The sequence below is a fragment of the Methylocystis suflitae genome, assembly GCF_024448135.1.
Taxonomy (GTDB): domain Bacteria; phylum Pseudomonadota; class Alphaproteobacteria; order Rhizobiales; family Beijerinckiaceae; genus Methylocystis; species Methylocystis suflitae.
Window position 1 is genome coordinate 1 of sequence record NZ_JAMRYX010000065.1, and the last position, 12,436, is coordinate 12,436.

The window sequence follows — 12,436 nt, forward strand, 5'->3', positions numbered from 1 at the left end:
CCGAATACGGCCGCCCATTCGCCGAAGCTGAGGTTCGTCGTAATGATGACGCTGGTTCGCTCGTAGAGCTTGCTCAGCAGGTGGAACAGCAGCGCCCCGCCGGAAGCGCTGAATGGCAGGTAGCCGAGCTCATCGAGGATGACGAGATCGGAATGAACGAGCCGTGCTGCGATCTGTCCGGACTTGCCCTGGTGCTTTTCCGCTTCGAGCGCGTTGACGAGTTCGACGGTGGAGAAGAAGCGGACGCGCTTTCGATGATGCTCAATGGCCTGGACGCCAATTGCTGTCGCCAGATGTGTTTTCCCCGTGCCAGGTCCCCCGACCAGGACGGTGTTATGCGCATCCTCGAGGAACTCGCAGCGATGGAGCTGGCGCACGAGCGCCTCGTTGACATCACTGCTGGCGAAGTCGAAGCCGGCGAGATCGCGATAGTTCGGGAACCGCGCAGCCTTGAGTTGGTAGGCGATCGATCTCACCTCCCGGTCGGCGATTTCCGCCTTCAGGAGTTGCGACAGGATCGGCAGCGCGGCCTCGAAGGCGGGGGAGCCTTGCTCGGTCAGCTCGCTGACGGCTTGCGCCATGCCGTGCATTTTGAGACTGCGCAGCATGATGGCGATGGCGCCGGCGGCGGGATTATGACGCATGGCGCGCCTCCGGACCCTTGCGCAGCGCGTCGTAGCGCTCGACGTTGGCCTGCGGCTCGGTGGTGAGCGTCAGCGCGTTGGGCGGCTTCACGGGCGGCGCGTCGACCGGCTTGCCGTCCACCAGGCGGTGCAACAGGTTCAAGATGTGCGTCTTGGTCGGCGCGCCGGCCTCCAGCGCCAGTTCGACGGCGGTCAGCACGGCCTGCTCGTCGTGCTGTAGGACCAGAGCCAAAATCTCGACCATCTCACGGTCGCCGCCCGGCTTCTTGAGCATGCACTGTTGCAGCGTCCGAAAGGCGACCGGCAGTTCGGCGAAGGGCGCGCCGTTGCGCAACGCGCCCGGCTTGCGCTGGATAACGGAGAGATAATGCCGCCAGTCGTAGACCGTCACGCCCTTGTGGTCATGCGACCGGGCGAAGACGCGGGCGTGCTCGCACACGATCTGCCCTTCGGCGGCGACGACGACGCGCTCAGGGTAGACCCGCACGCTGACGGGGCGATTGGCGAACGAGGCCGGCACGCTGTAGCGGTTGCGTTCCAAATGGATCAGGCATGTCGGCGAGACTCGCTTGGCGTGTTCGACGAAGCCGTCGAATGGCCGCGAAGGCTGCATCAGGTGCTGAACTTCCTCGCGCCAAGCCTCGGCGACCGTCCCCGGTTGCGCGCTGTGCGGGATCTCGGCCCACAGCTCGAGGCATCGCGCCTCTAGCCAGTCGTTCAGCGCCGCCCGTGAGGGAAAATCCGGGATCGGCTGCCAGAGCCGATGGCGAGAATCCTGAACGTTCTTCTCGATCTGCCCCTTCTCCCAGCCAGAGGCCGGATTGCAGAACGCGGCCTCGAACAGGAAGTGACTGACCATGGCGGTGAAGCGGGCGTTGACCTGGCGATCCTTGCCGCGCCCGACCTTGTCGATCGCCGTGCTCATGTTGTCGTAGATGCCCCGCTGCGGCACGCCGCCCAGCACGCGGAAGGCGTGGTTGTGAGCGTCGAACAGCATCTCATGCGTCTGTTGCGGGTAGGCGCGGAGGAAGAACGCGCGGCTGTAGGAGAGCTTGAACTGGGCGACCTGCAACTTGGTCCGCTCGCCCGCGATGATCGCCCAATCCTCCGACCAGTCGAACTGGAACGCCTCGCCGGGCAGAAACGTCAGCGGCACAAACGCGCTGCGCCCACAGGTCTGTTGCTCCCGATGCCGCGCCGCCTTCCACTCGCGCGCGAAGGCCGCCACGCGATTGTAGGAACCGTCGGTGGCGATCATACCGGCATGACGGTCAAGAAGAACAAGGTCGGGCAGACCCGCTGGACAGTGGCCGCCGATGTTGTTGATCTCGTTCGCGTGCTGGCACGGCAACTGCCGGACCACGCAATCGCCGCCATATAGAATCGTTCTGGCAAATTGACGGGGCGCGGCGCGGCGTGGACGCGCGCCCATGTCTGCGGTCTCCGGAACACCAACGACATCCCCGTCTATCGCGAAGGCGAACGAGTCGAGCGCGGCGAGGTAACCCTCGACGAAGCAGCCGACGTTCTGCAAGTTAGTCGCGCGACGGTCTATCGGCTGATCACAGCGGCGTTCTCCCAGCGCAGCAACTGTGCTCCGGGGCGCCGTTGATAATCCGGCACGACGACGTGCAGCAGGACGGTGTCCGCCGTGAAGCCGACGCGAGGCGCCGACGGCGTCCGAGATCTCAAAATCCGTTCCAAAAACTTCTTGATTTATAAGGATATCGCCAGCTGAGCAGTATGAAGCGCCCTCGTCCGAGCCGGCGAAGAGAGCGTTCTTCCTATTGAGGGCGATTGTCAATCCATCGACGAGATTCTTATACGCCTGCTTTCGGGCGCGAGCGCGAGCCGCCAGGCCGATGCGCTCCAAAAATGTCGGCGCAGGCAACAAAATGCCGCGAGTACGGAGTGCTTCGATCATGGCGGCAACAATGACAGCGCCGCGATCCGTGCCAGTCGCTTCGGTCGTCGCAATCTTTGCGACATAGCGATAATCATCGCGGTTGAAAGGACGAACCCGCAAATGCGACTGTATCTCGCCCAGATGCTCCCAGCGAGTTTCCTCTCGACGAGCATACTCGTGAAATATCCCCCGCTCCACGCCGAGTTGATCGGCAATGAATGATAGAACGTCCGCGGGCGGAGTTTCGTCAATGCCGAGCACTCGACCTGGAGAGCGCTGGTAGGCGAGATGCACCGCAAAGCCGAGCCGGAGCACGCGGCTCACTGTCGCCGCGCTGACGCCCGCAACTTTGCGATATTCCAGTGAAGCGCTGGCGGCCCAGCGTGATGATCTCATCGATCGCGGCCTGCAGCGTGGGCTTGCGCAGCCGCCGAACGATCGGCCATCCCTTCCGCGTCCACCTGCCGGAACCGCCCCGTCCCCATTGGTCTTGGCGCAAACGTGAAAAGCTTTTGCGCTTGCGCAATCGATTGGCGGCCTTGCAGGACAATCCGCGCCAATTCTGCTCGATCGCTCGGCGTCAAACGGGCATTCTTATAGATGTTCATCCGGACCTCGAAAAGGTGAAGCTTCGCAACTCCACTTTCCTCGGTCTCGTCCGGATGGACAACCTATAGAAAGCTCACATCTAGATGGAAAATGACGACCAGCCGGCAATATGAATATTTTCTGCAGCTCGAAAGCGCCCCCGCTTACCTGTGCCGCTCGGCGTTGCAGCGTGGCCAACGCCTCCAACCGCGTGCGGAAGAAATCGCCGAATGGCGCGCATATCTGCGAGACTATCTTGATCACTTCAGCGAAAGCGCGGAGTTCGCCATTCTGGGTTCGGTCGCTCCCGAGACCTCGCGGCAGTTGTTCTTGAACAGGCTACGCGACTTCCGGTTCTGGTGGAGCTTTCTCAATCCGCGGGGCAGGACATCCGGGTTGCGGCCGAGCTTTACGACGACGCGGTCGTTCTGTTTGGGCTGCGTCAGATCGCAATGCTTCTGGCCGAAGCTAAGGCGCCGAACGCCTGGGAGCGACGGTTGCAGACCGCGTTTCAACGACCGGTTTCGCGCGGAACCGGCGCGTGTAGCGTCGTTCGAGTTGCGAATGGGTTTGCGAGAACCCACGGCGTTCTTCCGACGTCTTGGGTTCGAGTCTCATTTGGCCAAGATTCAGCGATCGCGCGCCGAACTGGTCGAGACGGCCGTGCCGACGCTCGCGGCCTTCGCAGCCTTCGGCGCTGAACCCGACACGCTGATCGATGCTTGTGGCGCGGCGTTTGACGACCGCGCAATAGCCTAAGCGATGGAGCGAAGCCGACAACGCGCTCAGCGTTGCGCGATGCAGAGGAGTTGGCGCCGTGATCCAAAACCCGCCTGCGCGCTTGATCCTCGACGCCTTTGACGAAGGCCTTTGCTTGTTGGACGAGGCCGGTGAGTTGTGCGCGATGAATGGCGCGGCTGAGCGGCTGACTGGCTACTTAGAAGAAGAACTGATCAGCCATCCGCTCCTCACAAAGCTGGAAATCTCGAGTCGCAACTGCGGTGCCGACCCGACGCCATCGTCGCACGATCCCCCAACGGCGCCATCGGGGTGGTTGGAAGTTCGACTTCGTCGAAAGGATGGAAGCAAGATTGACGCCGTGTGTGCGATTTGCCCGGTTGGAAGCAACGCCGCGTGGACTTTGTTGAAGCTTCATCCCCGTGAACCTGTACTGATCGAAGGCGTCGCACTACGCCGTATCAAGGTCATACTCGAGGCCATCTTCGGCGGGATGGCCGATGGCCTTATCGTCATCGACGAAGGCGGCAAAATTCAATTGTTCAGCGCGGGAGCCGAGACGCTCTTCGGCTATCGCGCGGAGGAAGCGCTCGGCGCCAACGTCAAGTTGCTGATGCCTGCGCCATATCGCGACGCTCACGACGGCTACCTTTCAAACTATCGCGAAACCGGCTTCAAGAAGATCATCGGCACAAGCCGGGAGGTCTCCGGACGGCGAAAGGACGGCTCGACCTTCCTAATGTATTTATCCATTGGCGAGATCTGGTTGGAGGGGAAACGATACTTCGTCGGGGTCGCTCACGATCTGACCAGGCTAAAGCGCGCCGAGGAGCGGCTTATAACCCTTGCGGCGGCGGTGGAGCAGAGCCCCGCCGCTGTGATGATTTCGAACAAGGAAGGGCGTATTGAATATGTGAACAACCGTTTCGTCCATTTGACGGGGTACGAAGCTGACGAACTGATCGGCCAGAATGCATGTCTGCTTCAATCCAATCATACGGCGAGCGAGCTATATCCCCGTCTCTGGGAAACCATTTGCAGCGGCAGCGAATGGCGCGGAGAAATCCAGGATCGGAAGCAGAGCGGCGAACTCTATTGGGCGCAGGAAACGATTACGCCTTTGCGCGACGCTCGGGGCGAAATCACCCACTTCTTGGCGATTCAGGAGGACGTCACGCGACAAAAGCAGGATAAGGAGGCGCTCGCCGAAAGCGAACAACGTTTCCGACATGTCGCGGAGATGGCCGGCGAATGGCTTTGGGAACAGGACACGCGGGGCCGCTACATCTATAGCAGCGTCGCGGTGCGAGACATTCTCGGGTTGGAGCCGGAAGAGATCCTGGGAAAAAGCTATCTTGACTTATTCGCAGGGGAGCCCCCCGAACATTGGATGGCGGAGCTTCCTTCCTATTCGGCCGAAAATTGTCATCCGTTTCACCGGCTCGTCAATCATTACCGTCACAAGGACGGGCATGACGTCTACACCGAGTCGACTGGCGCCCCCATATTTGACCCCAATGGCGAGTTGATCAAATGGCGTGGCGTGGACCATGACATTACAGCGCGAAAGCAGTCCGAAGACGCCCTGCGCATTCGCAATCGCGCGATCGAATCCGTGCACATCGGCATTGTGATCTGCGATGCGCGAATTCCTGGAAACCCCAATATTTACGTCAATCCGGCGCTTTCTCGCATCACGGGCTATACGCGCGAGGAGCTGCTCGGACACAGCATGAATCTGCTGCAAGGCCCCGAAACCGATCCGGCGGCGCTCGATGAAATTCGTCGCGCCATCTCAAAAGGACAAAGCTGCGAAGTAACGATGAAGAACTACCGAAAGGACGGCTCCGCCTTTTGGAACGAGTTGCTGATTTCGCCGGTCGTGGACGACGCCGGGGCAATCACGCATTATATCGGCATCCAGACGGACGTCACCGAACGACGCAAAGCGGAGGAGAGCCGGCATGAATTGGAGATCGCGAAGCATATTCAACTTTCGTTGTTGCCGGACGCGCCACTTCGCCTGCCCCGCGTCGAACTGGCCGGCGTTTGCCTACCCGCAAACCATGTGGGAGGAGACTATTTCGACTATTTTGACAATTCCGGCGGCGTCGATGTCGTAATCGCCGACGTGTCCGGTCACAGCGTCGGAGCGGCGCTCATTATGACCGAAGTGCGCAGCACGTTACGAGCCGAAACCCGCAGATGGATTGGCGCGCCAACTGGCCCGGCGCAAGTTTTGCGCGATTTGAATGAGCTACTTCATCACGACCTCACTCGGGCCGAATTGTTCATCACGATGTTCTATTTCCGTTTTCTGTCCGAGACCCGAACCTTGAAATACGCCAACGCCGGCCACAATTCTCCGTTGTTGCTGCGGTCGTCCCAAACCGCCTGCACCTTACTGGACGCGGATGGCCTGGTGCTTGGCGTGAAGCGCGCCGTCGAATTCGAGGAGCGTAGCATCGAACTTTCTGCCGGCGACAAGCTCCTATTCTACACCGACGGAGTCACGGAGGCACAAAATCCCCGTGGCGATTTCTTCGGCGTCGATCGCCTATGCAAAGCGTTCAGGGCGCATCGTGATCTTGCGCCAGAAACGCTGATCACCGAAGTGCTGGCCGATATGCGCGAGTTTTGCGGCCACGCGCCTCGAAACGACGATATCGCGATGGTGATCATGGAGATTTCGTGAACAATAGAATCCGTCGAGTTCGCCCCTATATTTAACGTACTCTGGGCTCCGGCAAACGCGGTATGAGGAGGCGCCGAGCGGCGAGGCTCGACGAGGGGCACTTCATACTCATCTGGCGATCTCCTTATAGTTCAAGCGATTTTTGGAACGGGCTTTCAGATATCGGGCGTCGTCACCGCCTTGCGTCGGCTTCGTTTCGGACGTTGTCCTCCTGCACATCGTCGAGGCGGATTATCAGCGGCGCCCCGGAGCAGAGTTGCTGGGCTGGGAGCACGCCGCTGGTGATCAGCCGATAGGCGGTCGCTCGACTGACGTTCAGAATTTCTGCCGCTTCGTCGAGGGTTATCTCACCGCGCTCGCGTCGCTCCCCTTCCTGATAGACGGTAATGCCGTTGGATTTCCGAAAGATGGCAGACATGGGTGCGTGTCCAAGCGGTGCCATGCCCTGTCACTTTACCGGAGCGATTTAGAATGGCCGCGATCGCATTGTCTTCCCAGCCAATTGCTCAGATGGGCTTGGGCAAGGATATGCATGGCCAGGTCATCCGCCTCGCAGCCGTCTCCCGCAAATCTGGAGCGATGCAATCACCACTGATGCTCAACGTAAGGCCTTGCTGCGGCGCCTGATCGACAAGGTCGTTCTCGACCGCGGCGAACATGACATCGCCTCGGTCCGGATCGTTTGGCGCGGCGGGGCTGTGACCGAGCTGACGATCCAGCGCAGGGTCAACGCGGTCGCCAAGCTCGCGAGAGGAGAGGAAATGCGCGATCGCGCGCTCACCCTCGCGCGTGCCGGCATGTATGACGATCAGATCGCCGCCATCCTTACGAGCGAGGGGCATCGTTCTCCCAACAGCGAGAGCGAGGTCCTCCCGATCACGGTTCAGCGAATCCGGCACGCCGACGGCATTCATGTGAACAAGCCACGAACCCGATGGTCGCACGGCGCCGATGTGGTGACCGCGCCAGAAAAGGCTACAAAGCTGAGCATCCCGGTAAACTGGCTCTACGTGCAGATCAGGAAGGGACGACTCTTGGTGGATCGTCAACCGAGCGGGTACCTCTTCAACGACACCACTGATGTCCACGATGGCATTCGAAATTTGCGAACCCACAAGATCGATCGCCTCGATCTCAGAATCTGTCAGCCTCACCAGGAGGGGCATTAACATGCGCAATCGTTGGAAGGTCTCGATTGGCGGCGCGCGCGCGCGGCGAAAGAGACGCCGGCGCCGGCCTCGCCGGGATGAGCCGCGACACAGTGAATCAGGGCGTCGAAGAGCGTCGAAAGGCAGCAGAAAATATGGTCTTCTGCCCTCATGGCGCAGGCGATCGAGAAGCTTCCCGACGATCCGAACGAGCTGAAGGCGATGCTTCTCGCCGAGCGCGCGCGCAACGACCGCCTCGTCCAGATCTTCAAGGAGATGAGCGCCATCGCTTCGGGCGACGCGCCGAGACGCTTCCCGAAGACCAGACGCCGCTCGCGCTGGAAAAGGTCGAGCAGATGGAAGCCGGCGCGGCCGCGCAGGTCGAGGCCGGCTCTGCGGCCCAGCGTGTGAGAAGGCCGCCAAAAAGCGCCGCACGAACCGAGGCGCGCTGCCTGCCCATCTGCCGTGTATCGAGATGATCGTCGATGTCGATGACAAGGGCTGCCCCTGCTGCAAGGGCGCGCTGCACCGGATCGGCGAGGACGTGTCCGAGCGGCTCGACATCGTGCCGGCGCATTTCCGCGTGCTGGTGACGCGCCGGCCCAAATACGCCTGTCGCACCTGCGAGGGCAGCAGTCGTGCAGGCGCCCGCTCCGGCGCGGCTGATCGAAGGCAGACTGCCGACCGTCGCCCATGTGCTCGTCTCCAAATACGCCGACCACCTTCCGCTCTATTGCCAGGGTCAGATCCACGCCCGGCAGGGGATCGCGCTCGATCGGTCGACACTCGCCGACTGGGTCGGCCGCGCCGCGTGGCATTTGCGGCCCGTGCACGAGCGGTTGCTGGAGCACATCAGATCGTCGTCGAAAATCTTCGCGGACGAGACGAGGGCGCCGGTGCTCGATCCCGGACGCGGACGCACCAAGACCGGCCAGCTCTGGGCCTATGCGAGAGACGATCGGCCATGGGGCGGCGTCGATCCGCCGCTCGCCGTCTATGTCTATGCGCAAAACCGAAAGTCCGAGCAGCCGCGTCGACATGCGAATCATTGAGGCCCGTCGCGACGAGACGCTTGTGCGCATTGCGCATGTGGGCTCCCGTGTAATTATTTGGACCCCCAAACGCCATGGTCAGGAATGATTTCTGTTTGGCGATTTGCTGATCCATGTCGACGCCAGGCGGGCAAATTCCCTTTGTTTCATTCCTAGCTTCCGGACTCAGCCGCATTTGAGACGCTCTGAGACGGGAAAATCTTACCATCATCGCTGAGATAAGTTTTGCGCTGGGGTGAGTCGAACGTAGCTATGATATCCTGATGCGTAATGGCTTCGGAAAGTAGTGCGGCCTTAAGGCGTTTTCGTGCATCATGAATAAGCTTTATATGCCGTCACCTCCTCACTCCCAGAACTTCACCAGATTGAACGGCTCCAAAAGGTCCGGACCTTTCACCGACGGATCGAATTCAATCGGTCCGCCGAACGTCAGACGCCAAGACGGCGGCTCGATCGGATGCGCATGGACATCCATTCTGCCGACGGCGCAGTTGGCGAGGGTCACCGGCGCGGCGATGACGCCATTGCAGGCCTGATAGAGCGGGTCCGTTCCGATCAGCGAGCCATAGCCATAGGCGATCAGCTGCGAACGCGAGTTCAGCATGTTGAAGACGTCGAGCTGGAACTTCCAACCTTCTTTCCAGCGGTAGCCTATGCGCGCATTCACGGTGCCGATTGCGGGGCTTTTGAAAAAGCCGTCCTGCGTCAAAGCGCGCGGGCCGATATAGCGATATTTGAGCGCCCCAAACCAGCCCGTCGACTCGCCCAATTCCAGAACCGCCGTCGCGACGATGGGCGCGGCGTTGATCAGAAAATTTCCTGGCTTGTTGCCAAGAAAGGTGCCCGAAGGCAGCGCATCCGGCTGCAGCAGCGCGTAGTAAATGTCAGCCTGATCCTTGTCGAAGCCGAGAAAACGCGCGTTCACCATGGTCAGGTCGCCTTCGAATCCCAACCATGAGAACGGCCGATAATGATTCGTGAACTCGAATCCAACGCGGCGGCTCGGAGGCCCGAACACCGTATTGCCTTCGTCGCCGGCAAAAACATTTTCCGACTGAAGCTGAATCCAAAAGAGCGTCAGCGCCGATTCCAGATTGTCGATCGCTCTCGTTTTGACGCCGACCTCAGCGCCTGTCGATGGCGAAAGCAGCGGTCGACGTTGCGCGAACGTGTAGCCGAGATCATCCGACCCCTCAGTCGTCGAGAACGTCTGCGTCGTGCCGCGCGCGTCCGTCGAATGGAATCCACGTCCGAAGTTGAGATAGAAGTCGGTTTTGTTGTCGAAGGGATTGATGATCGCCGACGCCTTGGGACTAAGCAGCTGTCCGGTGCTCGCCCCATTATTGAAGGGCGCGGTCCAAAGCCGGACTGGTTGACTCGGATTATCCCCGACGTACCCCACGATGGGCGAAGCCCAATAGCTTTGAAGGCCGCCGACGCTCGCCCAATAATAGTCCCAACGCGTGCCGACGACCGTCGTCAGCCAAGGGGCCCACTTTGTTCTAATGTCGCTGAAGAGGCCGATGCTCGCCTCACCCACGTGATCGTTGCGAATCGTATCGTAAGGCCGGCGAACATAAGTGTCCTGCAGCCCGACGCGGATATCGTCGTAACGCCCCTGATAGCCAAAACGCAGTTCGAACGGCGTCTCGGCGACGTTGAACTTAATGTCGTGAACCCCGTTCGAACCGAGCATGGCTCGACGATCGAACTGACGGAACTGGTCGCCGAGAATGGGATGAGACAAGAAATAGGTAAAATCGTTGAACAAATCCAAGGTCGAATGTGCGGCGTAACCTTCAATGCGGGAGTAATTTGTCTCGCTGAGCTGGCTCCAATGGCCGGATATCGAGAAGCGGGTCGTGTCGCCGCCATCGGTCGGGTTCATCGTTCCCCAGCGCGACATCAGCCCCTGTTCGACGGCGCGTAATGGAATTTGGCCCGTCGAATTCCAGCGATTGGCGTAGGCCATGCCGGTAATGCCGAACCCATTCGCCTCGGTGCCGCGAATCCAGCGCAACACCGCGTTGATCTTGCGCACTCTGTTCGGCACGACCCAAGGCCCGTCATACACCGACGCCTCAGCGGCGCCGAGAATGTCGCCATCCATAAAGGCCCATGATTTCATGCCGAATTGGCGCGCGAAACCGAATTCGCCCGCGCTTGATGTGAAAACGCCCGTCGGCACCCTATTCAAATACTGCATGCGGATCGTGCCGGCGTTCGAGAAATCGCCATCCTCGACGTTGTAGGGGCCCTTCCGCGCATCGATCGACGCGAGCAGTTCCGGCATGACGAAATTCGCATCCGCATAGCCCTGGCTATGGCCATGGGTGCGCATGTTCAGCGGCATGCCGTCGAGATAAAGCGCGAGATCAGTGCCGTGATCGAGATCGAAGCCGCGCAGATAATATTGGTTGGCCTTGCCCTCGCCGCTGTGCTGGGTCACGGCGAGACCCGGCACGATTTCGAGCGCCTCTCCGGAGCGATAGAAGGGGATCGCGTTGACTTGTCCGCCGGTGAAAAACCTTTCGCTCGACGAGGTCATTTCCTGCGGACCCGCGGGATAATCGATCTTGGGCCCCAGCGCCGTGTCATTCTCGGACGACTGTCCGGAGGGCCCCGGCGCGACTTCGACTAGCCTGGTCGGCCGCGCCGGACCCGCCGGACGGGCCGCATGTTGACTTGTCGCTCGCCTCGCCGCATGTCCGCCAACATTGATTGTCGGCAATGCCGTCTGAGCGGACGCCTCGCCCAGACACATCGTCGTCAGACCGGCCGCAAGGGCAAAAAGGGAAACGGCGGTCGAATGACGACGGTCTATGCACGCTGCAGGGAGGGTCGCAGATAGGACCAGGATGGGCGAACCACGCCTCGCGGCGCGGCAAACGCCGGCTTTCGGAGATTTCGAGAACTGGGATTTCATATGCACCGACTTGCAGCAGACGTGGGCCGTCACTGCGAAAGGTCTGTGTCCATCATTGGCTAAAACCGCGTCAATGATGGAGACCGCCTCGGTGCACCCCGACCGACGCTATCGCGCGTGACCACAACCGATGGCAGGTCTCCTGGCTCGCGGGTCGTCGCCTTGAACCGCCTTCCCAGGGATAGTTCCCCAGTGGCATATTGGCTCAAAAACTCGCCGCTTACAGTTGCGGGGGCAGCCTCGGAATAGCGCTGTCGCGCGTACCGAATTCCCATTTTGATCCCCGAAGGGAACCATCGATCTCATAGAGGACGTAGCACGAGGGTATCGTCAACCTATTTGAGGGAGAGCGGCCGAAGAATTCCTCTAGAGCGTTGCATTTTCGCAGCACCCGCATGGTTTCTCGATTTCCGCTGAGATTTGACCCGGGCTTTCCATTGAGAACTGACCCGGCTTGAAGATGGTTTGAGGGTCAGGGGTTCGTCAAGTTCCGGGTTTTCTCCTTTGCGGGTTCGCCGGCTTTTGCCAAGCTGTTTTTGAAGCGGAAGCTATCGTTTCCGGTCTCGAGGATGTGGCAGCGAGAGGCGGTCGTGCCGCGCTGTCGTCAACTTGGCGTCGCCGAACATCGCAGAACAATACAATCCTCGAACGGCTGGGGTGCGTGATCACGGTCACCGATTCTCGGCGTTCGCTTTTTGTCCATCGGATTGCAGTTTTGCCGGAACGGTCAGGACGCGGT

General features: G+C 60.4%; 6 protein-coding genes, 5 pseudogenes and 1 riboswitch. Of the genes and pseudogenes, 4 read left to right on the top strand and 7 right to left on the bottom strand.

What is annotated here, in order from left to right; translation table 11 throughout:
• The 3 genes and pseudogenes from istB to NEI07_RS05230 form a co-directional block, all read right to left on the bottom strand.
• The coding region (gene istB, locus NEI07_RS05220; protein ID WP_256033181.1) for an IS21-like element helper ATPase IstB at window positions 1-644 on the bottom strand (644 nt) is incomplete at its 3' end.
• A pseudogene (gene istA, locus NEI07_RS05225) lies at window positions 634-2,164 on the bottom strand (IS21 family transposase). The pseudogene istA and the gene istB, both read right to left, overlap by 11 nt.
• 350 nt (window positions 2,165-2,514) lie before the next feature.
• Window positions 2,515-2,946 (bottom strand): annotated as a pseudogene (locus NEI07_RS05230) (DUF4158 domain-containing protein); the annotation flags it as partial.
• Between the two features lie 810 nt (window positions 2,947-3,756).
• Here NEI07_RS05230 and NEI07_RS05235 point away from each other — a divergent pair.
• The gene (locus NEI07_RS05235; protein WP_256033182.1) at window positions 3,757-3,897 is read left to right on the top strand and encodes a hypothetical protein; all 141 of its coding nucleotides are present in this window, start codon (window positions 3,757-3,759) and stop codon (window positions 3,895-3,897) included.
• A gap of 58 nt (window positions 3,898-3,955) precedes the next feature.
• Complete coding sequence (locus NEI07_RS05240) at window positions 3,956-6,571, top strand: PAS domain S-box protein (protein ID WP_256033184.1); 2,616 nt, start codon at window positions 3,956-3,958, stop codon at window positions 6,569-6,571.
• A 172-nt stretch (window positions 6,572-6,743) separates the two neighbouring features.
• Here the strand turns inward: NEI07_RS05240 and NEI07_RS05245 are convergent, their stop codons facing one another.
• A complete protein-coding gene (locus tag NEI07_RS05245; protein ID WP_256033185.1) occupies window positions 6,744-6,989 on the bottom strand; it encodes a helix-turn-helix domain-containing protein in 246 nt (81 codons plus the stop codon).
• A 193-nt stretch (window positions 6,990-7,182) separates the two neighbouring features.
• Between NEI07_RS05245 and NEI07_RS05250 the strand changes: the two genes are divergently transcribed.
• Together NEI07_RS05250 and tnpC are read left to right on the top strand one after the other, a co-directional pair.
• Window positions 7,183-7,740 (top strand): hypothetical protein, encoded by a 558-nt coding sequence (locus NEI07_RS05250; RefSeq protein ID WP_256033186.1) that lies wholly within the window; start codon window positions 7,183-7,185, stop codon window positions 7,738-7,740.
• Window positions 7,741-7,890: 150 nt separating this feature from the next.
• Window positions 7,891-8,759 (top strand): annotated as a pseudogene (gene tnpC, locus NEI07_RS05255) (IS66 family transposase); the annotation flags it as partial.
• A 10-nt stretch (window positions 8,760-8,769) separates the two neighbouring features.
• On the opposite strand, the pseudogene NEI07_RS19590 reads toward tnpC, so the two are convergent.
• From NEI07_RS19590 to NEI07_RS05270, 3 genes and pseudogenes are all read right to left on the bottom strand, one after another.
• A pseudogene (locus tag NEI07_RS19590) lies at window positions 8,770-8,982 on the bottom strand (globin domain-containing protein); the annotation flags it as partial.
• 132 nt (window positions 8,983-9,114) lie between these two features.
• A complete protein-coding gene (locus NEI07_RS05265) occupies window positions 9,115-11,319 on the bottom strand; it encodes a TonB-dependent receptor (RefSeq protein ID WP_256033187.1) in 2,205 nt (734 codons plus the stop codon).
• A 493-nt stretch (window positions 11,320-11,812) separates the two neighbouring features.
• Window positions 11,813-12,010: riboswitch (cobalamin riboswitch) on the bottom strand.
• Between the two features lie 183 nt (window positions 12,011-12,193).
• Window positions 12,194-12,329: pseudogene (locus tag NEI07_RS05270) on the bottom strand (ATP-binding protein); the annotation flags it as partial.
• Between the last annotated feature and the right edge of the window lie 107 nt (window positions 12,330-12,436).